Origin of the sequence: Lacticaseibacillus daqingensis, from assembly GCF_003946115.1 — a bacterium.
Taxonomy (GTDB): domain Bacteria; phylum Bacillota; class Bacilli; order Lactobacillales; family Lactobacillaceae; genus Lacticaseibacillus; species Lacticaseibacillus daqingensis.
Window position 1 is genome coordinate 140,439 of sequence record NZ_RHOH01000001.1, and the last position, 24,798, is coordinate 165,236.

Below are 24,798 nucleotides of genomic sequence, written 5' to 3' on the forward strand. Positions count from 1 at the left end.
AGCCATGGCAACTGAAGAGACGCTGACCGGCCTGCCCACATACGTTGGCGACCGGACGCACTACTTGGCACAACTTAAAACACTTGACCTCAGCGTGATCCTAGCGAATGCGCAACGGTTGGTGACCAATACCTTTGTCTTCGATCGACCGTGGGAAATGGAACCCTGCACGACCCCGGTCAGGTTCGAAGATACCATTGACTGGCAACATATTCAGGCGGGTGACCCAGAGTGGATGTTTATGCTCAATCGCCACGGCTTTTTTCCGGATCTAGCGATCGCGTACTTGGCGACCGGCCAGGAAAAGTATCTCATCAGCCTCAAGGCGATGTGGCGCTCCTGGTTAGCGACTCAAGGGGATGGCGAGCGCAATCGAGCCACCACATGGCGGCCGTTGGATGTTGGGCTTCGGCTGAAGAATTGGGTGAAGACGCTTGATATTTTGCGCTGTGCGCCAGAGGCCGCGCTGGAGCCCGAGCTAACGGCCGCAATTACGCAGTCGCTAAGGAGACAATGTGAGTTTCTGCTGAACCACCACGCCGCGAACGAACTTCTCAGCAATTGGCTGATCCTGACGTTTCATGGGGTGTACATCACGTCACTTTACCTGAACGAGGTCCCGCACGCCCAACGCTGGCATGACGAGGCTTTGGCGTTGTTGCATGAGTGTATCACGTTACAGCTACAGCCTGATGGCCTTCACTGGGAGCAGGCGTTCATGTACCACCACGAGGTGTTGATCACTCTGGCGGAGGCCATCCTTGTTGGGCAACGCAACGGGGATGAGGCCGGGGTGGCATTGCTGCGGCCTGCACTGGTTAAAATGTTCGCGGCCTCGCTGGCGATGACGCCGCCGGATGCGCAGCAATTAGCGGCGGGGGATAGTGATGTTGAACGGTTAACGGGCGTGCAGAATTTTGCTCGCCTTGTGCTGACAAAGCCCCTTAAAACGCTAGGAAACGCAGAAGATCAGCGCGTGCTGTTCGAGTTGTACGGGGCCTTCCCCCCGACAGTCGTCCAGCAACCGCACCAACAGCCTGAGGATGCCGTCTTGGCCACATCTGGGCACACTTTTGTGCGCTCAAGTCAGAAGGCAGACGCGACATTTTTACACTTCAAAAATGGCTTTGTGGGCAGCGGCCACGGCCATGCCGATTTGTTACACGTTGATTTAATGGTGCACGGCCGGCCGCTACTGGTCGACTCTGGTCGGTACACGTATCGTGTCGACGATCCTAAGCGGCAGGCGTATAAAGCTGCGACGGCCCACAACACGTTGATCGTCGATGGTACCGAGTTTACGCAGCAAAAACGGGCGTGGGGCACCTTTACGGTCGCAGATCAGGTCCAGTTACCACAACGAGTGAATCAGCCGATCGACCTGATCCAGGGCATGCATCTGGGGTACTTCCCCAAAGCGGTAGTCGGCCGGCAAATTATCTACCTAAAACCCGATTTGTTTGTGTTTTTTGACTGGGCGAAACCAAGCGCGCCGCTGACAATGACCCGCCAGTTTCATTTTGCGCCAGGGGTTTCGGCCACTGTTGACGGCCAAGCGGTAACGACGCGCGATGCGACCGGCGTTTTGGCGGAATGGACCTTTTTGACGGATGAAACGCTCCGCCTGGCACCAACGACCTGTTCGCCGAGGTACAACCAGGAAGTCGCGACGACCGAATTGATCGCGACGGGTTCGTTTAGCGATCAAGGCAGCTTACCACTCGTCATCGATTGTCAGGCGCGTTCGCTGACGCTGACATCACCGACGGTCTTTGACATGGACGGCCGGCCCGTTTCACCGCAGTTCGTTCGAGCGGTAAAGATTCAGGTGAACGCGGCAGAGGACTGGTTGATCATTGCCAATTTGTTTGAGCAAGCCAACTCGCGTAAATTACTGGTAGTCGAGGGCACCCCAGTGTTTGGCAAAACTGTGGTGTGCCACCGTGTCGCGGGGCACGTGACCACGACCGTGTTGCAATAGATGCAAAGTGATGATTTAGTTCAGGAATAGTCAAATAAGCCGCCCCTCAAACTCGTCATCGGGTTTGAGGAGCGGCTTATTTGACTCAGATCGCATGCGCGCGCGGCGTGCAGACGCTGCCGTGCCTTGTTGTGTTGGATGAAAAGTGCGGGCGGTACAAGGGTCCAGGTGCAAATCAAAAAGGTGCTGAGACATTTTTGCCTCAGCACTTTTTCAGGGGATATCAGGAAAATTCACGCGTGCAAGCTGGCACCTTGCACAAATTAGAGGGGAGACAGGATCGCGCTAAGACCTAGTTGGCACGACGGATCTCAACGAGCTTTTGGTGGTAAGCGCGGGCGGTTTTCGTGACACCGGCATAGTCGCCTGTGCTGGCAGCTGCGGTCAGGTTGCTGCCGGCACCGACGCAGGTGACGCCGGCCTTGAACCAATCGGCCATGTTCTCGACACTGACGCCGCCGGTGGGCATGATGCTCAGGTATGGGAAAGGCGCCTTAGCGGCCTTCACCATACCAGGGCCGGCAACGCTGCCGGGGAACAGCTTGACCAAGTCCACGCCAGCTTCCAGCGCCTGTTGGATCTCCGTTGGGGTCATGCATCCTGGTGTGTAAGGGACCGCATACAGGTTGCACAGGGTGGCCACGGCCGGGTTGAAGCTCGGGCTGACGATGAATTCAGCGCCATTGATGATCGCGAGGCGCGCCGTCACCGGGTCCAGCACCGTGCCGGCGCCGATGATGACCGTGTCATCATCGGCGTATTTTTCCGTCAGTGTCGCAATGGCGACGTCGGCGTGCGGAACGGTGAAGGTCAGTTCAATGGCGGTGACCCCGCCTTCGATCACTGCATCTGACAGCTTGACAGCTTCTTCAGCGGTGTCCGCGCGAATGACGGCCACGACGCCGGCATTCGTAAGACGGGTCAGATATTCAATTTTTTGCATTGTTTCAAGACTCCTTTGATGAGGCAGCACGGGTGATGAAAGCGTCGAGTGCCTGCCGAGTGGGGTAACCATCATTGTCACCGGGGGCCATTACAGCTAATGCCCCGATGGCGGTGCCACGCTGAACCGCTTGCGCTAAAGCCGATCCTTCCATCAGTGCGGTGACAACACCCAGCGCGAAGCCATCACCAGCACCAACGGTATCCACCACCTGGGCTTGGAAGCCGGCGACAAAGCCGCTGGCCCCGGCCCGGGTGAACCAGTGTGCGCCACGCGGACCGTCTTTGATCACCACGGTGGTTGTCACGGTGCTTTGCGCGAAGTAAAACGCCGCGATATCCTGCGCCGTTTGCCTTCCGGTGAGCAGCTGGCCCTCCTTGATGCCAGGGAGAACTAACTGCGCCTGCGCAGCCAGCGCGTTCAGTGTCGTGACCATGGTGGCAGAATCCGGCCACAGCGCGGGGCGGATGTTAGGGTCAAAACTGATCGGCACGTGGGCTTGGTGCAGCGCGTGGATCAGGGCTGCCATGGTGGCGCGTGCGTCGGCGGATAACGCCGCGAAGATCCCGGTGAGGTGTGCGGCGGCCACGTCAGTCAACGCGCTTGGCGTCACCAGTGCTGGCGTGGTGTGCGCCCCAGCAGAGTTGCGCCGGAGGTAAAAGATCTCCGGGTCGCCGATGGCCGTTTTGGCTTTGAACTGCACCCCGGTCGGGTGGTCACGATCCGTGGCCATCGCGCGGGTGTCCACGCCGGCAGCCGCAAGTCCGGCCTGGATGAACGCGCCCATCGGGTCTGCCCCGACCTGCGCGAGGTAACGGGCCTGGTGGCCGAGGCGAACGGTACCAATGGCGACATTGGCCTCGGCGCCGGCGAGATGCTTCTCAAAATGCGTCGCGTCTTGTAGCGGCAGGCCTTCCTCCGTTGATGCAAAAACAGCCAGAGGTTCGCCGAGGGTTAAGAGTGTCGCCATGTGGCCCTCCTTGTGGTGTGATTAACGAACCAAGTAGCCACCGTCAACTGGGATGATCGCCCCGTTGATGTAGCTAGAGGCGTCACTCGCTAAGAAGACCGCGACACCCATCAGCTCGGATGGTTCTGCCCAGTGACCGGCAGGGATCCGATCGAGAATTTCCTTGTTGCGCGCCTCATCAGCGCGAATTGGGGCGGTGTTTTCGGTCTTGATGTAGCCTGGCGCAATTGCGTTAACGGTAATGTTGTAGACGCCCAGCTCGGAGGCAAAGGACTTGGTCAAGCCGGCGACCCCGTGCTTGGAAGCGGTGTAGGACGGAATGAACTTGCCCCCTTGGAAGGAGAGCATGGAACCGATGTTGATGATCTTGCCGTAATTTTGCTTGGCAAAGACCTTGGCGGCGGCCAGCGACATGTGGTAAACCGCACTCAGGTTAATGGCAATGACTTGGTCCCAATCCTTGTCTTGAGATTCCAGTAACGGATTGCGCCGGATCATCCCTGCATTGTTGACGAGAATGTCGATGTGACCCATCTTGGCGACGGCTTCTGCGACAACCTTGTCGGCGATGCCGGGCTCGGTCAGGTTGACATCCATGAATTCTACCTTGCGGCCACGCTTTTCGATCAAGTGACGGGTGGCTTCCCATTCGGCCGTCCCAAAGGTGGGAATGAAAACATCGGCACCGGCTTCTGCCATCGCAACGGCATAGCCCTGGCCGAGGCCGGTGTTGCCGCCAGTGATGACGGCAACTTTCCCGCTCAGGTCATACTGGGACATCTTGAACTTATCGAGGGCAGCTTCGTGCTGGCGGATCTCTTCTTCAGTCTGGTGAATTTCTGGCATGTGATCAGCTCCTATTGAATTTGGTTGACGTTTCCAATTAGGAAATTGTATTTCCTAAACAAATGAACACCCTTAATGTACACTGCGGCGGAAACGATTGCAAGAAATTCGTTTGAATTTAACTGTTTGCCGCGGGCATGTTTACCCGCCCAAAAAAACACGCGTCGTCCCCTGAACAGAATCAGGGAACGACGCGTGTGTGCGTGACATAGTTGAGTTTATAAGGCGGCTTGAATGGCGGTTTGGGTCGCCAATAGAAGTTTTTCGAATTTAGCTTGGCGGGCTTTGGGGAGTCGATACTTGGGGGTACTGATTGAGAAGGCGCCGTAAAGCCGACCGTTTTTTTGAAGCGTGGCGCCGAGGCAGAAGACTTCCGTTTCGTTTTCCTCATTGTCTTTGGAGACCCCGGTTTGACGAATGTGCGCCAAGTTGATGCGCAAGGCCTCATCTTCCACCAGCGTGTGCGGGGTGACAGGCGTCAGCGGGTGTGTGTTGAGGTAAGCGGCGAGGTGCTCCGGGGTGTAAGTGGCTAACACCGCCTTGCCCATAGCGCTGGAGTACATATGCATACCACCGCCGATAGTGGACTGAAGTTTGATGCTGGTGGGGCTCTCGAGTTTATCGATCAGGATGATTTGCTCGTTACGCACAATGCCAAGGTTGATCGTCTCGCCGGTTGCATCGCGAAGTTCATGGAGGTAAGGCTGCGCGATACCGGCAATGTCAAAGCTATCAATGGCTTTTTGCGCATAGGCGATGAGCTGAGTCCCTAAATAATACTGTTTGGTTTGTTCGTCACGGCGCACGAGCCCGAGCATGTCCATCGTCGTTAGTATCTTCAATGTCGTTGGTTTGGAGGCGCTCAACCCAGTGCTGATTTCAGCGAGTGTCGGTGGCGTGGGGTACGTGAAAAGAAAGTCCATGATTTCTTTGGCTTTGACCAAAACGGTCCCGTATGGTTTTACATCTAAATCAGTTGATTCCATGAGATACCCCCACCAGCGTTTATTATTTGGAAACTAGTCACATTGTACACGTCTCACTTAACAGATGGCAAGAACCTTCAGATAATTTCGGACTGATAATTTCTTTAAAAGAAATAGAGTTTCCAATTAGTTGGTTAGGTGCTACACTGACTGTGACAACGATTTCATTTTGGGAAGAGGTAGGCTATGACAGATGTGCTAACGATGGGCGAGCTGATGCTCCGCTTAATGCCCAACGATCATCAACGAATTATTCAGGCAGATGCATACATGGCGAACTATGGTGGATCGGAGGCCAACGTGGCAACTTCGCTCGCATTATTGGGGGATGACGCGGCATTTATTTCGAAGCTTCCGGATAATGCGTTAGGTGAAGCGGCACTCGGAACACTTCGGCGGTACGGGGTGGATACGACGCGGGTCTTGCGTGGCGGCGAACGCTTGGGAATTTATTTCTTCGAAAAGGGCGCGAGCGTTCGTGCCACAAGCGTGGTGTATGACCGGGCCAACAGCGCCTTTGCAAATCTGAAGGCGGCAGAGTGCGATTGGCCGCAATTGCTTGCGGGGGTTCGCTATTTTTACTTTAGCGGCATCACGGCGGCGCTGTCACCGGAGATTCGCGCGGCGCTGTTGGCGGCGTGTCAGTACTGTGCTTCAGCAGGGATTCAGGTCGTCTGTGATATGAACTTCCGCGGGAAAATGTGGTCACCAGCATTGGCACAGCAGGAGATGGCCAAGTTGATGCCATACGTGAACATCTGCATCGCTAATGATGAAGACTTCGAAGCAACACTTGGCATTAAGGCTTTCGATGGCGATATGACGAACGGCATCGCACAACGCGACCAGTTCGCGTCAGCGATGCGCCAAGTGACGGTTCAGTATCCGCAGTGTCATACCGTTGCAAGTGTCGTGCGGGACATTCATTCTGTCGAAAACAGCCGCTGGACTGCGCTGCTATTGCACAACGGGCAGTGCTATCAAGGGCCGATTTATCCGATGCAGGTGTTTGAGGGGGTCGCTGCCGGCGATGCCTTTGGCGCCGGTCTGATGCATGGGCTGCTCAACGGATTCGAGGGTCAACAAATCGTTGACTATGCGATCGCCGCGAGTGTCTTAAAGCTTACCATTCCCGGCGATTTAAACTTGATCACGGACGCAGAAGTGCGCCGTGCAATGACCCACGGCAATTCGGTTGACCGTTGATACGGTAGAGGAGAAACGATAATGGCAGACATTAAATTAACATTGATTGATCAGGCGGGGACCGTGGTGGCCACGCGGACCGGCACGAACCAAACCTATCTCGCGCGGCGTCGTGGCCTCGCGCGTGGCGATGTGTATGAGCTGACGGTTGCCAGTGCCCCGGCGTTTGTGGTGGTACAACTCGATGCGGCAGTTGCCCCGGCGTTACTGTATCTCAGTCAGTCGGTGTGGCGCTTTGCGGTGCCGATGGACGATCAGCGCGAATGGCCCTATCCGGCGGGCGCGTTCAAGGAGCGGCTGGGCTACGCGACGGCCCGTTACGCGACTGAAGCGGAGATCAATACGCACCGTAATCTTGCGGTCAACTCGCACGATCAACATGCAGCTAGTGGCGCATTCCCACATGTTGCGGCTAATGCTGAGACGCGCGGGGAGTTCGTCTTTTTTGCCCGCAACGCAATTGATGGCATGGTGGCGAATGAATCACACGGGAATTACCCCTTCCAGTCTTGGGGGATCAATGAGCAAGAAGACGCTGAGTTGACCCTGGACTTTGGCCGCCCTGTAACGCTTGACGGGCTAGGCTTAGTGTTGCGTGCGGATTATCCGCACGACAGTTACTGGAAGCAGCTAACAGTACAGTTTTCGGATGAGAGTCAGGAGACACTTGAAACGGTCAAGACTGCAGACTTACAGCGCTTCGACTTTGCGCCAAGGCGAGTGACCTGGCTCAAGCTGACGCAGCTGGTTAAGAACCCCGACTCGGCGACGTTCCCTGCCTTAACAGAGTTAGAAACGTACGGGTACGAAGTGCAAGCGAACTAGGGGACTATCAAGTTTTGACACAAGGGGCACAGTCGTGTGCAAACGCTTGATTTTAACTCGTATCAGCCGTATATTAAAGATGTTGACGATAAGTAAATTGTATTTCTGAATAAGAAATTGGAGGCACTATCATGACTTTAACGATGACCACAAACTACGCGCACAGCCCCAAGGACATTGAGCACTATTCCACCGCCGAACTGCGTGATCAGTTCTTCGTGGAAAAGCTGTTCGTTCCTGGCGACATCCTGCTGACCTACACGTACAATGACCGTATGATCTTCGGTGGGGTGACACCGACTGACACCGCGCTTGAGATCACGCTCGACAAGCAGCTGGGGGTCGAGTACTTCCTGCAGCGGCGCGAGCTCGGGGTGATCAACATCGGTGAGGCCGGCACCATCACCATCGACGGGGAAGCGCATGAGATGGTCAAGCACGACGGCTTTTACGTCGGCATGGGCCATCAGCATGTGACCTTCGCGTCCGCTGATGCGGCGCACCCGGCCAAGTTCTACGTCGTGTCCACACCGGCACACAAGACGTACCCAGACAAGCACCTGCCGTTTGCCAACGCGCTGGCCAAGCCGATGGGCGATCAGGCCCACATGAATAAGCGCACTATCTACAAATACATCGATGCGTCACAGATGGACACTTGTCAGCTACAAATGGGTTACACGGTCCTCGAGCCCGGTAACGCGTGGAACACGATGCCGGCACACACGCACGCGCGCCGCATGGAAACCTACCTGTACATCGAGTTCCCAACCGATGACACGCGCGTCTTCCACTTCATGGGCGAGCCGAGTCAGTCCAAGCACGTGGTGATGACCAACGAATCCGCGGTGGTCAACCCGAGCTGGTCGATCCACTGTGGCATGGGCACCACGAACTACGCCTTCATCTGGGCGATGTGCGGTGAGAACCAGACGTACGATGACATGGACGCCGTGACGATGGATCAGCTGAAGTAGCCTGACCCACCGCCTGTTAAGCAAAAATTAATCTGGTTTGCGTAAGCCGCGCGATCCGCTGAATAAGCGGGTGGCGCGGCTTTTTGGCGCGTGCCACCGGTCACACTCAGCAGATTCTCGCCGTCACCATAGCAACTATTCATTTATTTTCGGCGCAGCTGTGATATTATTTTTCGAAGCATTAAGTTTATATCAACTTAATTGCGGCAGTTATAACCAGTGTCACCCCACGGCACGTGAGGGGGTGACGGCCGGTTGATTGATTAAGGAGGAACCACATGTTTCGTTTCAAAACACTTGCAGTTGCGGCGCTGGCGGTCGGGCTTTTCGGCGTCGCCGCAGGGCCGGGCGTTGTCCACGCCGCGCCGGTGACCACCACCCCGCAGCTCGCGCCAGGGCTTGACGTGACGAATATCCACCTGGCGATCACGGATGCCGAAGGGGTGAGTCAGTCCGCCATGCCGAAAGTCGTTTCCGGTCGGACTTACCAGGGAACGGCCACGCTCAACTACTCGGGGGCCGGGGCCGAGCTGCCCCTCAGCGCGCTGCAGCTGACGAGCAATAATCCGGCGGTCACACTTGAGACCGGGGGCGGCACAGCCCTGACACCGGGCGCCGGCAACGGGCAGATCAGCTTGCCGTTCACCATCACGGTTGTGGGTGCAGTTGGGCCCAACCCGGTGGTGGTCAGCATTGGCATTCAACGCACAGACGGCGGCCGCCTTGGAAAAACCAGCCAGGGCCAGAGCTTCATGATCGTCGCGGCGACCCCAAACGAGGGCGGCGATGACGGCAACACCCCGGACACCCCTGAAGGTTCCGGTGATGGTGAGGACACCGGCAGGACAGACGGCGATGAGGACGAGAACATGCCGGAGACACCGGATGGCTCGGATAACGGGAATACCCCAGAGACGCCGGATGGTTCCGATAACGGGAACACGCCGGAGACACCGGATGGTTCCGATAACGGGAACACGCCGGAGACGCCGGATGGTTCCGACAACGAGAACACGCCGGAGACGCCGGATGGTTCCGACAGCGGGAATACCCCAGAGACACCGGATGGTTCCGACAACGGGAACACGCCGGCGGTGCCGGATGGCTCGGATAACGAGGGAACTCCGGCGGATGCGGTCACGCCAAGCGTTCCGGTGGTGCCGAGCATCCCGGGGCGCGTACCGGATCAGATGACCGCCCAACCAACCGAGCAGCCTCAGTTGCCGGGGCATCAAGCGACGCAGGCCTTGCCGCAAACCGGCGCGCAAACGCACCCGCTGTGGGTCGTCAGCGGCCTGCTGTTGGTGCTTGTCAGCAGTTGGGAGCTCGTTGGTTATCGGCGCACGCGCGAATTGCGCAGTTAGACAGTTGAAGCCGCTCCCCTGCAAGCCGTGGGGGAGCGGTTTTTTATCGGGCTGTAAAGTGTTGGTGCATGCGGTGAACAATCTGGTTGTTAAGCCGGGTCGGCTGCGGTGGCGGCGAGTAACGGTCGCGGGGGGCTTATGTACACAGACTGACAAATGTTATCATATGATGAGAAGCGGCGCCCTTTTATGAGGACGCTTTTTTGTTAGCACCCGAAAGTGTCCACGGTGGCACATTTAGTTAAGCGCTTGCATTATTTGGTGCAAAAGCGCTTCTGTTATAGAACAGGGACTAACGCTATCATAATTATAGATAAAGGGGAAGATTAGAATGAGACCTTATCAGATTATGCGGGCACTGATGGAGACGCGAGGTTACCTCTCTGTCACATACTTAATGGCACTCCTCGGGGTGTCGAAGCGAACCGTTCAGAATGAACTGGCATACCTTCGAAAGGTCAGCAAGTCTCATGGCTTTGTGTTGCACAATACTTATGCAAAAGGCTACTCCCTGGAAGTCGTTGATCGACAAGCGGTCTCGCGGTTTGTCGACAGCCTGAATTCTCCCGAGGCGGTGATTGATGAAGAACACCTTGTCATTGATATGATCAGCGAGCTACTGCTCACGCCCAACACGTACGTGACGGCCCAGACGTTGGCGGACACGCTGCGGGTCAGCAAGTCGCTCATTTTCTCCAAGGCGCAAACGGTCTCAGACTACTTGAGCGCCTCACACATTGCGCTGGAAGGCCGCTCGCACTACGGGATGCGGCTTCAAGGGACGGCTCAGGACATTCGGCAGTTGATGCTGGAGCTGTACTTGCGGGGCAACAATCGCTTCAAGGCCGCCACGGTGGCGCGGGTCGGCGATTTTTCGGCGGTGCAGCGCTTGGCCGAAGACAGCATTCGAACGAATCAGCTCAGGATCGGGTACTACGAGTTCCAGACCCTGCTGGCGTGGCTCAAAGTCATGGTGATGTCGGCCCCCATCGTCTCGCCAGGAACGGCGGTCGAGCATCCGGCAGTGCCGTTTGGGCCTGTCCTGCTGGCCCTGCAAAAGCAGTTTGACCTACCGCTGGGGGACCAGGAGTGGGCCGAGTTCACGGCGCTGGTCCAGACGCTGGTGCAGCCGTCCGCCAAGCCGCACCCGGCGTACGACCGCGACCACTTAACGGCCACGCTGCGTCAGTTCTTCGCCCGGGTGGACGCGGAACACCAGATGGATTTTAGCCGAGACGATGCGTTCATCAATCAGCTGACCACCCACTTGCTGTTCCTGTTCGACCGGCTCAATCACAACATCAGCTACAAGAACCCGATGCTGTTGGAGCTGTGCGTGCGCTACCCGTTGGTGTTTGACATCGTGCTGGAGTTCTCGTCGTTTCTCGAGTCGGCGTATCATGAGACGATTTCGCATGATGAACTGGGCTTCATCACGGTGCACTTTTTGAACCACCTGGAAAACGAGAAAACAAAGCGGCTGCACCAGTACGACCGCATTGCAGTGGTCTGCACGACCGGTGGCGGCGCAAGCAACCTGATCCGCACGCAGATCCGCACGCTGTTCCCGGTTGCGACCGTGAAAACTTTCTCGTTTTGGGAAGTGAGTGAACTGGAAAGCTTTGCCCCCGACTTAGTTTTCTCAGTGGTGCCGCTGGAGCTTTCGCTGGATGTGCCCACGCTGTACATCAAGGAGCTACTGTCCCAGCGCGACCTGGCGAACATCAAACAGATCCTGTGTCTGGACGTGACCCCGCGGGCGGATGTGCCGATTCCGGGGAAGGACGAGGCGTTCCTGGCGTTTTTCCGCCAAAGCAACTTCACCGTCACGGAAGCGGCAAGCTACCAGGCGCTGATCCAGACGATGGCCCAGCAGCAAGTGACCAATGGTGATGCGCATCCCCGTTTTGTGGCCGATGTGATGCAGCGTGAGCGGTACATGAGCACGATTTTTAACAACGGGATCGCCATGCCGCACCCGATCGAAATGAATGCGCGCCGAAGTAGCATTGGGGTCGCAGTGATCACGAATCAGTTGGTGGAGGACGGGCGGCCGGTCAAGTTGGTCTTCATGGTCAACCTCCGCAAAACCGACCTCGATCGGTATCAGGTGATCTCAGGCCACCTGTTTCAGCTGATGCAAAGTCCGCACCGGATTGATCAGATCATGGCCAATCCGGTGCTGCAAGAAGTGTTGAACGTACTGAAGAGTCTACCTGAGCCAGACTAGGGGCCGCCGGCTGAGCCGGGCGGCCGAAGGAGGAAGCCATGAACTGGAACTTGTTACAAGCGTTGTCGAATGCGGATGCCGTCGCCTCGAACGAAACGGCGGTCAGAACCCTGTTGAAGGAGGCGCTGGCAGATTACGCGGACACCTTTACCTATGATGGGTTGGGCAGTCTGATGGTCACGAAGGCGGCGACTGAACCGGACCGGCCGACGATCATGTTTGCGGCCCACATGGATGAGGTCGGCTTTATGATCCGCAACCTGTCCGCGATCGGGTTTGCCTACCTGCAACCGCTGGGCAACGTGGAGGACCGCGCCAAGTCCATGCAGCTGGTGCGCGCGCACACGCAGGCCGGCCAGGTCGTGGAAGGACTTTTGAACATCACCCGGGACGCGAGCGGGCAGGTGGCCGACATGTACGTGGACTTCGGCTTTGACTCCCGCGAGGCACTGTTGGCCGCGGGGCTTGAGATCGGCGATGTCGTTTGCTTTGCCTCGGATTATCGCGAGCTTTCGGCGGCCAACCTGGCGGCGGGCAAGGCGATGGACGATCGCGCCGGTTGCTTCGCCTTGGTGCAGGCGATGAAGGCTCTCAAGGACGTGCCGCTTGCGGTCAATGTCGTGGCCGCCTTCACCAGCAGTGAAGAGGTGGGCACTCGCGGTGGGCGCACCACCACCGCGCTGGTGGCGCCCGATGTGTTTTTCGCCATCGATGTGGCTAAGCACCCGGAGCTGGACCGTGGGTTCACGGATCACCGAGTGTTAGGGGCCGGCCCGATGTTTGAGTTTTACGACAAGACGATGGTGCCCAACCGCGCGCTTTTGACGCAGGTGCAGGCGATCGCGCAGGCCGCCAACCTGCCGTACCAAAAAGACATGTTCAAGGGCGGTGGCACGGATGCCGGCACGGCGCACCTTGAGCACGGCGGGACCGCCGCAATGGTGATCGGGCTGCCGCTGCGGTACTGCCACGACCCGTACTCGTTTGTGAACAAGCAAGACGTCGTGACCACGGCCACGCTGATCGAGCAGATCGCGCGGCAGCTGGACGCAAAAGCAATTACGAAGTGTTATCAATTTTAATGGGATGGTGATCGTCTATGAATGAAGCAGAGCAACAGATTATGGGGTTAATCTCGTCAGCCGGTGAAAGCCGGGCCAAGGCGTTTCAGGCCTTGCAGGCGGCGCGCAAGCGGGATTACGACGCAGCACATGCGTTCTTGAAGGAGGCCGCGACGGTGGATGTGGAAGCGCATAACATCCAGACGCAGCTGATTCAAGCGGAACTCAGCGAAGGTGGTGATAAACCAGAAATCAATCTGTTGATGGTTCATGCCCAAGATCACTACATGACGGCACAGTTGGCCCGCGATTTGGTTGAAGAAATGATCCTGATTTTGGAAGACCGCGATAAGGAGTGAATGAGATGAAAATCATTTTGTGTTGTGTTGCTGGCCTGTCCACTACGATGATGATGGACAGCATGAAAAGTGTGATTAAGAAAAGCCAGAAGCTTGATATTGATAACTTCAACCTGATGGCGATCCCCGTTGAGCAGCTACCACAGGAAATCGAAGGCACCGATGTGGTCTTGCTCGGCCCGCAGGTGTCTTACAAGAGTGATTACGTGAAGTCCGTCACCGAACCGCTGAACATTCCGTTTATCGTGATCGATAAGGCCACGTACGGCTCGATGGACGGTGGGACGGTGATCAAGGAAGCACTGATCGCCAAGCGGAAGCAGGAGCTGAAAAGTCAGGCAGGAGGGGCGAACTGATGTTTGATAAATTTGAAGCATTCATGTCCAAATACTTCACGCCGCTTGCGGATAAGATGGACAAGCAGGTCTACCTCAGCGCCATCAAAAAGGCGATGGTGGCGATGACCCCGATCCTCATCATCGGGAGTTTCTGTTTGATCCCAGACGCGCTGCCGAACATGATCGGCAAAGATAACGTCATTTCGCAGTGGGTGACCGCCAACTCAGGCATTATCTCGATTCCGTACACGGTCGGGATGGGGATGATGGCGCTGTATGTGGCCGCTATTATTTCCTATCACTTGGCCATCTCGCGCAAGCTCGATGTGCCCGGCTGTGTCACCATGGGGGTCATGGGCTTCCTGATCCTCGCCGTTGACTTCACCAAGGACGGCGCGATCGACACCACGTACTTCGGCACGAAGGGGTTGTTCGTTGCGATGTTCGGCTCGATCCTGGCGGTTGAGCTGTTCCGCTGGTGCAAGAAGCGCAACTTCACCATCAAGATGCCAGAAACGGTGCCAGACTTTGTGTCGAAGTCTTTTGAAATGATCCCGATCTCGGTGATTGTCGTCGGGGCCTTCGTGGTCATCCGGGTGCTGTGCGTCAATGGACTGCACACGCTACCCCCGATGATCTTCACGAACCTGCTGGCGCCACTGGTTGGCTCGATGGACAACCCGTTTGCTACACCTTCCTCAAGATGCTGCAATGCCTGCTCTTCTTCTTCGGGATTCACCCAGCGGTGCTGAGCCCGATCACCAGCCCGATTTCGACCCAGTTCTTGGCGGAAAACATTGCCAACTACAAAGACGGCCTGGCGCTGACCCACTTCTTCACGCCGGGGATGGACTCCGCGTTCGGGAACTTCACCGGGACCGGCGTGACCTTCGGCTTGGTCTTCTGGTGCATGTTCTCCAAGGCTGCGGCCCAAAAGAAGATCGGTCGGATCGCCTTGATCCCTGCGCTGTTTGGGATCAATGAACCGATCCTGTTCGGCGCCCCGATCGTTTTGAACCCGTTATTCTTCATTCCGTTCGTTGTGATCGGCCCGATCGTGTCCTCCCTTGGGGGCTGGGCCATGAACCTGGGCTTCCTCAAAATGTCGATCTTCACGCCACCGTACGTGGGGGTCTTCCTGGAAGGCTACCTGACCACGTTCGACTGGCGGAGTATCGTGGTCAACGGGCTGCAGATGGTGCTGTCGATCTTGATCTGGTACCCATTCTTCAAGTTGTACGAGCGTCGCGAACTGCAACAAGAACAAGCGAAGCAATCTGCGATCTCTAAGGAAGATGAAGCCCTGATCGATGATCTGAACCTGGACTTCTAAACGCTGTGTGAACCGCTGATAAATCGGCAGGCGCGTGACCCTTATCTAGCGGGCGCGACGACTGTCGATTTTTTCACCCGTCAAGTGTGCTTGGCGAGGCAAGGAGGAACGTGCTGATGAGTAAACATCGAATGAAACAAGAACGGCCGGCGCAGGCCGTGGTCGCGCCGGTGGTCCCGGCGGTCGAATACGGGCGGACCCGAGTGTATGCCACGGGGATCGATTGGCTCGTCGGTGGGGTGGTCAGCGGGCTGCCCGGCGTGGTGGCGTATGCCGTCCTGACCGGTACGGACAAGCCGATGAAGACACTTTACGCGTTTCGTGAGGCCGGGTTTTCGGCCGGCACCACGATGCTGATCGCGGCGCTGTGCCTCCTGTTCGGGCTGGGCTACTACGTCATCGTGCCGTGGCTCGTTTTTCCCGGGCAGACACTGGGCAAGCGCTTCATGCACCTGCGCATGGTGAAGCAGGACGGTCAGCCGATGCACCTGCAAGACTACCTGCTGCGCCAGGTCGTGGGGCTGGTCCTGATCGAAGGGGCCGCCACCGCGACGGCGACGTATGTGCGCGTCATGATCACGGCCGGGAGCGGCTTTTATGTCGATGGCTACTTCAGTATTTTCTGGAACATCGTGACGCTGTTCTCGATGTTTCTGGTGTTTGGGACCAAGCGCCACCTCGCGTTGCACGATTACCTCGCCAAGACTCAGGTGGTGGCTGCCCCGATGACAAAATTGGAGGTCGTTTAATTGAACAGTTCACGGCTTAACGCACTACGCCAACAGATGACGGCGCAGTCGCTGGACGCCTTTATCCTGAGCGAAAAGGCGAACCGCTTTTACCTGACCGGGTTCACCGGCACCTATGGGCAAGGGGTCATCGCGCAAGACGCGCAGTTCATCGTAGCGGATGGCCGCTACTTTGAGCAGCTAAAAACGCAGTCCCCAGCGTTCACGGTGGTGGATAACCAGATGCGCATGGTGCCGACCCTGCAGCGCCTCATCCAGGACCAAGGCTTTCGCCGGGTGGGGATCGAGGCGGAATACATGAACGTCGAGGAGTACCTGGGGCTGACGGCCGGGGCCGCGACGCTGGTGCCGACGACCAACGTGGTCGAGTCGCTGCGCATGATCAAATCGGCGGCCGAGCAACAGGCGATTCAGGCAGCGGCCCGCGTGGCAGACGAGACGTACCGCCACATCCTCGACTTCATTCGCCCTGGGATGACCGAAAAGCAGGTGGCCAACGAGATCGACCAGTACGGCCTGACGCATGGGGCCGATGCCCCGGCGTTTGAGACCATCGTGGCCTCAGGGGTGCGCTCGGCCCTGCCGCACGGGCACGCGTCCAACAAGGTGATCCAGGCCCATGAGCTGATCATTTTTGACTTCGGGTTCCTGGTGGACCACTACTACTCCGACATCACCCGAACCGTTGCGCTGGGCAGTGTCAGCCCGGCGCTGCGGGAGATCTATGCCGTGACGCTTGAGGCCCAAGAGGCGGCCATTCAGGCCTGCCACGCCGGCACGGCCATGGCGACCATCGACCAAACCGCCCGCCGGGTGATCACCGATGCCGGTTACGGGCCGTACTTCCTCCACGGCACGGGGCACGGCCTGGGGCTGACGGTGCACGAGTATCCGCTGCTCAACCAGGACAGCCAAGAGGCGCTGCAGGCCCACATGACCTTTACCGTCGAGCCGGGCATCTACCTGGCCGGCCAGGGCGGGGTGCGCATTGAGGACGATGTCTGGCTGGACGATGCCGGGGCCCCGGTGCTGATGACCCACGCGCCGAAGCAGCTGATCGAATTGTGAGGGGAAGACATGGACAAAATTGACTTTGACACGGTGGTGGACCGTTACGGGACTTACTCCACCCAGTGGGATTACGTGCAGGACCGGTTTGGCCAGGCCGACCTGCTGCCGTTCACCATCTCTGACATGGATTTCAAGGCACCGAGCAGCGTCGGGACCGTGCTGCGCACCGCAGCTGAACGCGGCGTGTTCGGGTACACGCGCTGGAACCACGCGGACTTCAAGGGCGCCATTCAAAACTGGTTTCTGCAGCGATACGCCGCTACCATTGCCCAGGACTGGGTGGTTTACAGCCCAAGCGTCATCTTTAGCCTCGCCAAGCTGGTCGACCAGTTCAGCCGGCCGGGTGCCAAGGTGGTGACGCTGAGCCCCTGCTACGATGCGTTCATCGCCACCATTGAAGCCAACGACCGCCAGCTGATCCAGCTGGATATCTCCGCGGGCTTTACGCTTGAGGCGCTTGAGGCCGTTTTTGCCCGGGAGCACCCCGCCGTGTTCGTGCTGTGCAACCCGCACAATCCGCTGGGGATCGCGTGGACGCACGCGCAGTTGCAGGGGATGGTGACCCTGTGCAACGCGTACCACGTGGCCATCATCAGCGATGAGATCCACCTGGATATTCTGCGGGCCGGTGTTCAGCCGCACACGCTGGCGGCCTATTTTAACCGCTTGACGGTGCCTTGCGCCGTGCTTTCGTCCGCCAGCAAGGCCTTCAACATTCCGGCGCTGGGCTGTTCGTACGGCCTGATCCCGGATGAGCGGCAGCGGCTCGAGTTTTTGTACACGCTCAAGCAACGCAACGCGCTGTCATCCGTGCCGTACCTCGGCATGCTGGCCACCATGACCTGCTACAACCACGAGGCGGCCTGGCTGGATCAGCTGAACGCCTACCTGGACGCGAACTTCACGTTCATGACGCAATTCCTGGCCACGCGGTTGAACTACGCCTACACCGTGCCGCACGCCACCTACCTCGCGTGGCTGGACATCCGGCCGCTGGGCGTCGACATGGCCGCGCTCCAAGCCGAGCTCGTTGACCACCAGCAAGTCGCCATCATGGATGGCCGCGTGTACGGCAAAGGCGGCGCCAACCACCTGCGGTTCAACCTGGGCGCGCCACGAACCAAAGTGGTCGACGGGCTGAACCGACTGCGTCGAGCCGTTGACCAGTTGACCCAAGAAAAGTGAGGAAGAGGCATATGAAGACGATCTACACAGACGCGGCCCCGGCACCCATCGGCCCGTACTCCCAAGCCAAGCAAGTTGGAGACCTGTTGTTCATCTCGGGCCAGATCGGGCTCGACCCGGCCACCGGGCAGCTGGTGGCCGGCGGGATCGAAGCCCAGACCCGCCAAGTGCTGGCCAACATTGAAGCGATTCTCAAGGCGGCAGGCAAGACCTTTGACGATGTGGTCAAAACCACCTGCCTGCTGCGGCAGATCGATGATTTTGCCGCATTCAACGCCATTTACGCCACAGCGATGGTCAGCAACCCGGCCCGGGCCACGTTTGCGGCGGTGTTGCCGGCCGATGCGCGGGTGGAGGTTGAGGTGATTGCCCAATAGGACGATGATGGCACCAGGCTTGTGCCATCGGGGGCACCGCAGCGTGGCGGTGAACCGGGGATGTTTCACGTGAAACAGGCGGCGTGCATACTGGTGTGACACGTGAGTCACCAGAGCAATCGGTTGCGGCGCGCGATACGATTTCGCTAGACTGAAGTTAGGGAGGCGTGTGGCTTCCCGTGAGCGAAGGAGGCACAGTGATGACGACAATGTTACCCCCAGAGGAGCGCACCGGGATCCCCGGCGGCACACTGATCACGAAGACGCCGGAAGAAGGCCGACAGCTGGCGATGCTGATCGCACGCCATACCATTCACCAGATTCAGCCTGACCTTGATGTCTTGAAGGCGGGACGGCCGGATTACACCAGCGATGCGCGGGCCCTGACCGCCGCCGGGCAAGTGGTCGCGATCGAGTTTCAGACGATTGCAGCCGCGAACAACTACTGGCGCTGAGCGAATTGCCGCACGCAGTCGGGTGCGGCTTTTTTTATCGCCAGTTCGCGGGCGGCAAAGAAGTCAGAACGCGGTTAAAAAGTCGGCCTCAATGCGCTCACGCACGGGTGCGCCGGTATTGTATGCTAGTAGTATCAGCGCAGATCAGCGCGACAACCATAGGAGGGCTCACGATGATTGAATACTACCTGATCAATAAGCAGGACTACTTTGCGGCCGGTTACACGATCAGCCGCGGCCAGGCGTATGTCGACACGACCGGCGGCCTGAAAACGGCGGCCAGCGTCAAGGCCGCCACCGCGGCGGCCGCAAAGGCCTCGCTCTACGCGCAGGTGCTCGCGACACCGGCCGCGCAAAGCGAGCGCACGACGCTGACGGCGGTTGATGAAGCGCGGCTGACGGCCAAGCTGGACGCGGATTTTGAAGTGATCGGCACGGCCGATTTAGCTAGTTGCTAGGGGGACAAGTGCGATGACAGAAGACCAGAAACCACAGACGACCCAAGACGACAACCCGTTTTGCCACCACGGCATGACGTGCGCGCCGGGCTGCGGCTGCGCAGACGCAGCCGGTAAGTGCCCGTGCGCGATGATCTCGGAGCGGCGGTGCACGTGTAACGGACTGTGCGGGGTCAAAATGTAAACGAGTACGCGAAAGAAGACGCGCTGCGGGGGGATCCCGGGGCACGTCTTCTTTTTTTTGTTTAACGGGACGTTTAATATCTTCTGGTCGTCGAACTAGAACCGCTGAATCGTCTGGGTAAGGTCGGCCTCGGTTTTCGCCGCATCACGCTCCTGCTTGGGGGAGTGGCCGAAGCGGGCCTGAAACTTGTGGTAGAAAAAGCTGGTGTTGCTGATGCCCACGCGCTGCGCGATTTCGCTCACCGGGAGCACCGTGACGCGAATGAGCTCATTGGCGCGGATGAGCCGCTCCTCGGTCACGGTTTCCCGGAAGGTTTTCCCGACTTCCTTCTTGAACAGGTTGCCGAGGTAATTCTTGTTGTAGCAGTAGTGATCGGCAAGCTGTTCGAGGGAGACATCGCGGTAGTTGCGCTTGATGTCTTCGAGCATTTTGATGGCGATCGATTGCGTTTTGGTTTCAGGGGCCGGGGTGACGCGATAATTGCGCACGAGGCGGGCCAGCAGCACGGTGAGCTCGGCAGAAATGATTTGCTCGGAGAAGTCGCGTTTGCGGTAGTATTCCTCGATCAAGGAGTCGATGGAGCCCTGAATGGCCTCATCGTCGTGCTGGCGAAAGATCACATGGAGCAGGGGGTCGGTTTTGGCCGGCAGCCGGTTGAGCAGGAAATCGTACAGCACGCTTTGCTTACTTTGAATCTGATTGATCAGATCAAAGGAGAGGTTGCGATCGCGGAACAGAATGTTGATCAAAAGGTCGTTCTCGCCGATGGCGGCGATGCTGTGCTTGCTGCCGACGTCGAGCAGCAAGATATCGCCTTGATGAAGGGTGAGGGCCTGCCCGTCGACCACCTCGGCGGCTTGGCCACGGAGCATGTAGTTGATCTCGAGGAATTGGTGTTGGTGCAGGGGGTACGCGGCAAAGCGGTTATGTTTGCTGATGTACACGGGGCTGCCGCGGAAGAAGTAGTCATTCAAAACCGGCATCTGAGTTGAGGTGGTTTGGGTGAGATCAAGCGCATCCGGGGGAATGTCGTCACAGACGATCCGGTTTCGCTGCTGATACTGCTCGATTGGGGTTAGCGTTGCGAGCTCGCGCATCAAGGTGATGTCCATGGGCGCCTCCTGTGAAAATGATCCTTTTTTGCCGCGGATCTGTCATTGTGACCGGACGTTGAAAACGGTTTAATAATAATGATTTCACAAAGTAAAGTCAAGATAGGCGAAGGATGGTGACGGCATGAAACCCTGGGTAGCGGTTGATATTGGGGCGTCAAGCGGCCGCGTAGTGCTCGGAACACTCGTAGCCGGCCGACTGCAGCTGAAGGAAGTGAGCCGCTTTAGCAACCAGTTCGCGCATCAGGCCGGGCACGACCGATGGCTGGTGGACCGGCTAGTTGATGAAATTTTGCGTGGCTTGGCCGAAGTGCGCGCGCTGGGTTACGACGAGGTGACGCTAGGGATCGACACTTGGGCCGTGGATTACGTGCTGGTCGATCGGCAGGGCCAAAAACTGGCCGATCCGGTTTGCTACCGGGATGCGCGCACGGATCGGGCCATTGAGGCCCTCACGACAGAGGTGCCTAAGGCGGTCCTTTACGAAAAAACCGGCATTCAGTTTCAGCAGTTCAATACGCTGTACCAGCTGTACCGCGAAGATCAGGCGCTGCTCGCCGATGCGGCAAAGATCATGCTGATCCCTGATTACCTCGGCTACGTGCTGACGGGCCAAGCGGTCAGCGAGGTGACCAACGCCTCAACGACCCAGATGCTGAACCTTCGGCAGTCACTGTTTGACTCGGAGTTGCTTGAGCGACTCCACGTGCGTCCCGATCAGTTCGCCCCCTTGGTGGATGCGGGGACGGTCTTGGGGCCGATCCGGCCCGAACTGGTGGCCGCGTATGGGCTGCCGGCCACAACGGTGATCACGGTGGCGACGCACGATACCGCCAGCGCAGTGGTGGGCACGCCGGCTGCCGGGGATAACTGGGCGTTTCTCAGCTCCGGGACCTGGTCATTGATCGGCCGCGAACTGACGGCACCGAACACGGGCACGGCGGCCTTTCACGCGAATTACACGAATGAATGGGGCGCGTTCGGCACCTACCGCTTTTTGAAAAATATCGCCGGGCTGTGGATGGTCCAGTGCTTGCGGCGCGAATGTGCGCCGCAGCAAGACTTTGCCACGCTGGCGCAGCAGGCCGACCAGGAGCAGCCGTTCCGGACGCTGCTGGATCTGAGTGATCCGCGTTTTGTTAATCCGGCGCGCATGCAAACCGCGATCCAGCGTTTTGCGCGAGAAAGCGGGCAACCGGTGCCGCAGACGCTGGCGCAGCTGGCGCGAAGCGTGTACGACAGCCTGGCCCTCACCTACGCGGCCGCCGTGACCGAGTTAAAAGTGTTGGTGCCGGCGCCGCTCACCCAGCTGTGGGTGGTGGGCGGCGGCGCCAATCTGCAGGCGCTCAATCAGGTCACGGCGGACCTGACTGGGCTGACCGTGTGGGCAGGGCCAACAGAAGCGACCGCCCTGGGCAACATTGCCGTGCAGATGATGACGACCGGCGCGGTTGCTACCCTCACCGCGGCCCGAGCGCTGATCCGGGCGACCTTTCCGCCGACGCAGTTCGGCCCGCAGCGCGACCTAGCGGCAACGCAACAGCAGTACCAGAATTTTTTGACTAATTGGAGGCAGTCTCGTGACGCAGCAAAATGAAATTGAGCAAGCATATGATTTGGCTCGGGAACAGTACCAGCGCATCGGAGTGGACACCGATCAGGCGATGGCCAGACTTGCGCAGTGCAGCCTCGCGTTGCATTGCTGGCAGGGGGATGATGTTCAGGGCTTCTTGACCCCGGACCAGCCACTGAGCGGCGGAATTGCCGTGTCGGGGCAGTACCCAGGGCGCGCGCGCACCCCGGCGGAGTTGGCAGCCGACCTGGCGCAAGCCCTCAAGCTGATCCCCGGGCATCAGCATAAGGTGGCCCTGCACGCGATGTACGCGGTCGTACCTAAGCCGGTGGACGTGAATGACGTTGAACCCGAAGACTTTGATTTTTGGATCGACTGGGCGCTGGCACAGGGCGTGGGGCTCGACTTCAACGGCACCTTCATGGCGAACACGATGATGAAAGACAACCTGACGCTGACCTCGCCGGACCCTGCGGTGCGCGCGTACTGGATCGCGCACGGTAAGCTTGCGCGGCGCATTGCCGATTACATGGGGCAACGGTTGGGGCAGCAGGTCATCAACAACCTCTGGATCCCCGATGGGTCAAAGGACAATCCGATCAGCAAGCGCGGCCCGCGTGAACGGTTACTGACTGCGCTGGATGAAATCGAGGCGACCCCTTATCCTGAGGCGCACACGATCGACGCTTTTGAAGGCAAGCTGTTTGGCACCGGGATCGAGTCCTACACGGCCGGGTCGCACCTATTTTATAACAATTACGCGTTGACCCGCGGTAAACTGTGGACGATCGACGCAGGCCACTGGCACCCAACGGAGGATGTTTCGGATAAGTTCAGCGCGGTCTTGCCGTTTGCAAGTAAGGGGCTGTACATGCACGTTTCCCGACCGGTGCGATGGGATTCGGATCACGTGGTCATCCTTGACGATGCGCTGATGAATATCGCGCACAGTCTGGTGCGCGATGATTACCTGAGCCGGGTTCACCTGGGGCTGGACTTCTTTGACGCGACCATCAACCGGATCGCCGCTTGGGTGGTGGGGGCGCGGGCGATGCAACAAGCGTTGCTGCAGGCGTTGCTTGAGCCGACTGAGGCACTCGCGCAGGCGGAGCGCGCAGGCGATTTCACCACGCGGTTGGTGACGACCGAGGGGCTGAAGAGTTATCCGTTTGGCGCCGTCTGGGATAAGTTCTGCGCGGATCAAGGCGTTCCGGTGGGGCTGACATGGCTCAGCACGGTGCGCGCGTACGAGCAGCAGGTTTTGGCGAAACGGTAGGAAAAAGGGGTAATGATGATGACACCATGTAGTTTTGATCCGGAGTTTGACCGCCAGTTTGTGACATCGCCTTATGTGCGGCAGTTGCAACAGGTGACCCAGAACCTTTACCGCCACGGCTGGGATGAGCGAAACGGCGGCAACGTCAGCATTTTGCTGCACCCCGAGGAAGTCGCGGGCTTTGCAGACGTTGCCGCAACAGGGCGGCAGGTGCCCCTGGGCTTTGACGCGCAGGCGCTGGCGGGACAGTATTTCCTGGTGACCGGGACGGGGCGCTACTTTAAGAACGTTCAGGATTTCCCCGCCCGTGATGCCGGCTTGGTGCGGATCAGCGCCACGGGCACAACCGGTGAAATTGTCTGGGGGTTCACGGACGGGGGGTTTCCCACCAGTGAATTGCCAACGCACCTGATGACGCACGCGCAGCGGTTGCAACAGGATCCGACGCACCGGGTCGTGATGCACTGCCACCCGACCAACCTGATCGCGATGAGCTTCACGGTGCCGCTGGACGAGTGCACCTTGACACGGATCCTGTGGAAAATGCAGGCGGAATCGCTCGTGGTTTTCCCCGAAGGCGTTGGCGTGTTGCCATACATGACCCCGGGCACCAATGCGATCGGTGAGGCGACGGCGGCCAAGATGGCCACCTTCAGGCTGGTCTTGTGGGCGCAGCACGGGCTGTTCGGCACCGGGTGCAGTGTGGATGAAGCGTTTGGGTTAATTGAAACGGCAGAGAAGGCGGCACAGATTTACACCACCATCTGTGCGCAAGGCGGGCGGTGTCTGGCGGAGATCACGGATCGCGAGCTTCAGGCGCTTGCCACGCGCTTTGGCATCACACCGGACCCGCGCTTCATGGTCGGTGCGGCGCTGCAGCAGTTGCCCCTGGCGTGAAAATTTCACAGAATGTGATGTGCTCGACGAGGACCTGTGGTT

At 58.4% G+C, this 24,798-nt stretch carries 25 protein-coding genes and 1 pseudogene; 21 read left to right on the forward strand and 5 right to left on the reverse strand.

Going from position 1 to position 24,798, the window contains the following annotated elements; genetic code table 11:
• The first annotated feature begins 4 nt into the window (after nt 1–4).
• Nucleotides 5–1,981 carry an alginate lyase family protein gene (locus EKM88_RS00560; protein ID WP_125702232.1) on the forward strand — a complete coding sequence of 659 codons (1,977 nt, stop codon included), beginning with the start codon at nt 5–7 and terminating at the stop codon, nt 1,979–1,981.
• Nucleotides 1,982–2,273: 292 nt separating this feature from the next.
• Here the strand turns inward: EKM88_RS00560 and EKM88_RS00565 are convergent, their stop codons facing one another.
• From EKM88_RS00565 to EKM88_RS00580, 4 genes are all read right to left on the reverse strand, one after another.
• On the reverse strand, nt 2,274–2,924 hold the full coding sequence (locus EKM88_RS00565) for a bifunctional 4-hydroxy-2-oxoglutarate aldolase/2-dehydro-3-deoxy-phosphogluconate aldolase (RefSeq protein ID WP_125702233.1): 651 nt from the start codon (nt 2,922–2,924) through the stop codon (nt 2,274–2,276).
• Between the two features lie 4 nt (nt 2,925–2,928).
• A complete protein-coding gene (locus tag EKM88_RS00570; RefSeq protein ID WP_125702234.1) occupies nt 2,929–3,894 on the reverse strand; it encodes a sugar kinase in 966 nt (321 codons plus the stop codon).
• 21 nt (nt 3,895–3,915) lie between these two features.
• The gene (gene kduD, locus EKM88_RS00575; RefSeq protein ID WP_125702235.1) at nt 3,916–4,740 is read right to left on the reverse strand and encodes a 2-dehydro-3-deoxy-D-gluconate 5-dehydrogenase KduD; all 825 of its coding nucleotides are present in this window, start codon (nt 4,738–4,740) and stop codon (nt 3,916–3,918) included.
• Between the two features lie 218 nt (nt 4,741–4,958).
• Nucleotides 4,959–5,726, reverse strand: coding sequence for an IclR family transcriptional regulator (locus EKM88_RS00580; RefSeq protein WP_125702236.1), 768 nt, complete (start codon nt 5,724–5,726; stop codon nt 4,959–4,961).
• A gap of 186 nt (nt 5,727–5,912) precedes the next feature.
• On the opposite strand from EKM88_RS00580, the gene EKM88_RS00585 reads away from it, so the two are divergent.
• The 17 genes and pseudogenes from EKM88_RS00585 (at nt 5,913) to EKM88_RS00655 (ending at nt 19,714) form a co-directional block, all read left to right on the forward strand.
• Complete coding sequence (locus EKM88_RS00585; RefSeq protein WP_125702237.1) at nt 5,913–6,932, forward strand: sugar kinase; 1,020 nt, start codon at nt 5,913–5,915, stop codon at nt 6,930–6,932.
• A 21-nt stretch (nt 6,933–6,953) separates the two neighbouring features.
• A complete protein-coding gene (locus EKM88_RS00590) occupies nt 6,954–7,757 on the forward strand; it encodes a hypothetical protein (protein WP_125702238.1) in 804 nt (267 codons plus the stop codon).
• Nucleotides 7,758–7,888: 131 nt separating this feature from the next.
• A complete protein-coding gene (gene kduI, locus EKM88_RS00595) occupies nt 7,889–8,734 on the forward strand; it encodes a 5-dehydro-4-deoxy-D-glucuronate isomerase (protein ID WP_125702239.1) in 846 nt (281 codons plus the stop codon).
• A gap of 278 nt (nt 8,735–9,012) precedes the next feature.
• Nucleotides 9,013–10,098 carry an LPXTG cell wall anchor domain-containing protein gene (locus EKM88_RS00600; protein WP_125702240.1) on the forward strand — a complete coding sequence of 362 codons (1,086 nt, stop codon included), beginning with the start codon at nt 9,013–9,015 and terminating at the stop codon, nt 10,096–10,098.
• Nucleotides 10,099–10,447: 349 nt separating this feature from the next.
• Nucleotides 10,448–10,543, forward strand: a pseudogene (locus EKM88_RS13640) (HTH domain-containing protein); the annotation flags it as partial.
• Nucleotides 10,544–10,579: 36 nt separating this feature from the next.
• A complete protein-coding gene (locus EKM88_RS00605; RefSeq protein ID WP_225418414.1) occupies nt 10,580–12,328 on the forward strand; it encodes a BglG family transcription antiterminator in 1,749 nt (582 codons plus the stop codon).
• 38 nt (nt 12,329–12,366) lie between these two features.
• Nucleotides 12,367–13,410 carry an aminopeptidase gene (ypdE, locus tag EKM88_RS00610; protein ID WP_125702242.1) on the forward strand — a complete coding sequence of 348 codons (1,044 nt, stop codon included), beginning with the start codon at nt 12,367–12,369 and terminating at the stop codon, nt 13,408–13,410.
• A gap of 17 nt (nt 13,411–13,427) precedes the next feature.
• Entirely contained in the window at nt 13,428–13,748 is a 321-nt protein-coding gene (locus EKM88_RS00615; protein ID WP_125702243.1) for a PTS lactose/cellobiose transporter subunit IIA, read from the forward strand.
• 5 nt (nt 13,749–13,753) lie between these two features.
• Nucleotides 13,754–14,104, forward strand: a complete 351-nt coding sequence (locus tag EKM88_RS00620; RefSeq protein ID WP_125702244.1) for a PTS sugar transporter subunit IIB — start codon at nt 13,754–13,756, stop codon at nt 14,102–14,104.
• Nucleotides 14,104–14,838 (forward strand): PTS transporter subunit EIIC, encoded by a 735-nt coding sequence (locus EKM88_RS13695; protein WP_225418395.1) that lies wholly within the window; start codon nt 14,104–14,106, stop codon nt 14,836–14,838. The genes EKM88_RS00620 and EKM88_RS13695 overlap by 1 nt, the downstream gene beginning before the upstream one ends.
• Entirely contained in the window at nt 14,790–15,419 is a 630-nt protein-coding gene (locus tag EKM88_RS13700) for a PTS transporter subunit EIIC (RefSeq protein ID WP_225418396.1), read from the forward strand. The genes EKM88_RS13695 and EKM88_RS13700 overlap by 49 nt, the downstream gene beginning before the upstream one ends.
• Nucleotides 15,420–15,535: 116 nt before the next feature.
• A complete protein-coding gene (locus tag EKM88_RS00630) occupies nt 15,536–16,168 on the forward strand; it encodes an RDD family protein (RefSeq protein WP_125702245.1) in 633 nt (210 codons plus the stop codon).
• Nucleotides 16,169–17,236 carry a M24 family metallopeptidase gene (locus EKM88_RS00635; RefSeq protein ID WP_125702246.1) on the forward strand — a complete coding sequence of 356 codons (1,068 nt, stop codon included), beginning with the start codon at nt 16,169–16,171 and terminating at the stop codon, nt 17,234–17,236.
• A gap of 9 nt (nt 17,237–17,245) precedes the next feature.
• Entirely contained in the window at nt 17,246–18,424 is a 1,179-nt protein-coding gene (locus EKM88_RS00640) for a MalY/PatB family protein (protein WP_125702247.1), read from the forward strand.
• A gap of 11 nt (nt 18,425–18,435) precedes the next feature.
• Nucleotides 18,436–18,801 (forward strand): Rid family detoxifying hydrolase, encoded by a 366-nt coding sequence (locus tag EKM88_RS00645; RefSeq protein ID WP_125702248.1) that lies wholly within the window; start codon nt 18,436–18,438, stop codon nt 18,799–18,801.
• Between the two features lie 200 nt (nt 18,802–19,001).
• The gene (locus tag EKM88_RS00650; protein ID WP_125702249.1) at nt 19,002–19,256 is read left to right on the forward strand and encodes a hexameric tyrosine-coordinated heme protein; all 255 of its coding nucleotides are present in this window, start codon (nt 19,002–19,004) and stop codon (nt 19,254–19,256) included.
• A 173-nt stretch (nt 19,257–19,429) separates the two neighbouring features.
• Nucleotides 19,430–19,714, forward strand: a complete 285-nt coding sequence (locus tag EKM88_RS00655) for a hypothetical protein (RefSeq protein WP_125702250.1) — start codon at nt 19,430–19,432, stop codon at nt 19,712–19,714.
• Between the two features lie 279 nt (nt 19,715–19,993).
• On the opposite strand, the gene EKM88_RS00660 is transcribed toward EKM88_RS00655, so the two are convergent.
• The gene (locus EKM88_RS00660) at nt 19,994–21,010 is read right to left on the reverse strand and encodes an AraC family transcriptional regulator (protein ID WP_125702251.1); all 1,017 of its coding nucleotides are present in this window, start codon (nt 21,008–21,010) and stop codon (nt 19,994–19,996) included.
• A 124-nt stretch (nt 21,011–21,134) separates the two neighbouring features.
• Between EKM88_RS00660 and rhaB the strand changes: the two genes are divergently transcribed.
• From rhaB to rhaD, 3 genes are read left to right on the forward strand one after another with little or no spacing between them, the layout of a single operon-like run.
• Complete coding sequence (gene rhaB / locus EKM88_RS00665; RefSeq protein WP_125702252.1) at nt 21,135–22,607, forward strand: rhamnulokinase; 1,473 nt, start codon at nt 21,135–21,137, stop codon at nt 22,605–22,607.
• Nucleotides 22,591–23,859 carry an L-rhamnose isomerase gene (locus tag EKM88_RS00670; RefSeq protein ID WP_125702253.1) on the forward strand — a complete coding sequence of 423 codons (1,269 nt, stop codon included), beginning with the start codon at nt 22,591–22,593 and terminating at the stop codon, nt 23,857–23,859. The genes rhaB and EKM88_RS00670 overlap by 17 nt, the downstream gene beginning before the upstream one ends.
• 18 nt (nt 23,860–23,877) lie before the next feature.
• Nucleotides 23,878–24,756 carry a rhamnulose-1-phosphate aldolase gene (gene rhaD, locus EKM88_RS00675; protein WP_225418397.1) on the forward strand — a complete coding sequence of 293 codons (879 nt, stop codon included), beginning with the start codon at nt 23,878–23,880 and terminating at the stop codon, nt 24,754–24,756.
• Nucleotides 24,757–24,798 lie beyond the last annotated feature (42 nt).

Excerpts from the sequence above, each read along its gene's own strand:
- rhaB (WP_125702252.1), top strand. The coding sequence starts at position 21,135 with ATGAAACCCTGGGTAGCGGTTGATATTGGGGCGTCAAGCGGCCGCGTA.
- EKM88_RS13695 (WP_225418395.1), top strand. The coding sequence starts at position 14,104 with ATGTTTGATAAATTTGAAGCATTCATGTCCAAATACTTCACGCCGCTT.
- EKM88_RS00585 (WP_125702237.1), top strand. The coding sequence starts at position 5,913 with ATGACAGATGTGCTAACGATGGGCGAGCTGATGCTCCGCTTAATGCCC.
- kduD (WP_125702235.1), bottom strand. The coding sequence starts at position 4,740 with ATGCCAGAAATTCACCAGACTGAAGAAGAGATCCGCCAGCACGAAGCT.
- EKM88_RS00560 (WP_125702232.1), top strand. The coding sequence starts at position 5 with ATGGCAACTGAAGAGACGCTGACCGGCCTGCCCACATACGTTGGCGAC.
- EKM88_RS13700 (WP_225418396.1), top strand. The coding sequence starts at position 14,790 with ATGCTGCAATGCCTGCTCTTCTTCTTCGGGATTCACCCAGCGGTGCTG.
- EKM88_RS00650 (WP_125702249.1), top strand. The coding sequence starts at position 19,002 with ATGACGACAATGTTACCCCCAGAGGAGCGCACCGGGATCCCCGGCGGC.
- rhaD (WP_225418397.1), top strand. The coding sequence starts at position 23,878 with ATGACACCATGTAGTTTTGATCCGGAGTTTGACCGCCAGTTTGTGACA.
- EKM88_RS00620 (WP_125702244.1), top strand. The coding sequence starts at position 13,754 with ATGAAAATCATTTTGTGTTGTGTTGCTGGCCTGTCCACTACGATGATG.
- EKM88_RS00565 (WP_125702233.1), bottom strand. The coding sequence starts at position 2,924 with ATGCAAAAAATTGAATATCTGACCCGTCTTACGAATGCCGGCGTCGTG.
- EKM88_RS00645 (WP_125702248.1), top strand. The coding sequence starts at position 18,436 with ATGAAGACGATCTACACAGACGCGGCCCCGGCACCCATCGGCCCGTAC.
- EKM88_RS00570 (WP_125702234.1), bottom strand. The coding sequence starts at position 3,894 with ATGGCGACACTCTTAACCCTCGGCGAACCTCTGGCTGTTTTTGCATCA.
- EKM88_RS00630 (WP_125702245.1), top strand. The coding sequence starts at position 15,536 with ATGAGTAAACATCGAATGAAACAAGAACGGCCGGCGCAGGCCGTGGTC.
- EKM88_RS00660 (WP_125702251.1), bottom strand. The coding sequence starts at position 21,010 with ATGGACATCACCTTGATGCGCGAGCTCGCAACGCTAACCCCAATCGAG.
- EKM88_RS00590 (WP_125702238.1), top strand. The coding sequence starts at position 6,954 with ATGGCAGACATTAAATTAACATTGATTGATCAGGCGGGGACCGTGGTG.
- EKM88_RS00600 (WP_125702240.1), top strand. The coding sequence starts at position 9,013 with ATGTTTCGTTTCAAAACACTTGCAGTTGCGGCGCTGGCGGTCGGGCTT.
- EKM88_RS00655 (WP_125702250.1), top strand. The coding sequence starts at position 19,430 with ATGATTGAATACTACCTGATCAATAAGCAGGACTACTTTGCGGCCGGT.
- EKM88_RS00640 (WP_125702247.1), top strand. The coding sequence starts at position 17,246 with ATGGACAAAATTGACTTTGACACGGTGGTGGACCGTTACGGGACTTAC.
- EKM88_RS00615 (WP_125702243.1), top strand. The coding sequence starts at position 13,428 with ATGAATGAAGCAGAGCAACAGATTATGGGGTTAATCTCGTCAGCCGGT.
- kduI (WP_125702239.1), top strand. The coding sequence starts at position 7,889 with ATGACTTTAACGATGACCACAAACTACGCGCACAGCCCCAAGGACATT.
- EKM88_RS00580 (WP_125702236.1), bottom strand. The coding sequence starts at position 5,726 with ATGGAATCAACTGATTTAGATGTAAAACCATACGGGACCGTTTTGGTC.
- ypdE (WP_125702242.1), top strand. The coding sequence starts at position 12,367 with ATGAACTGGAACTTGTTACAAGCGTTGTCGAATGCGGATGCCGTCGCC.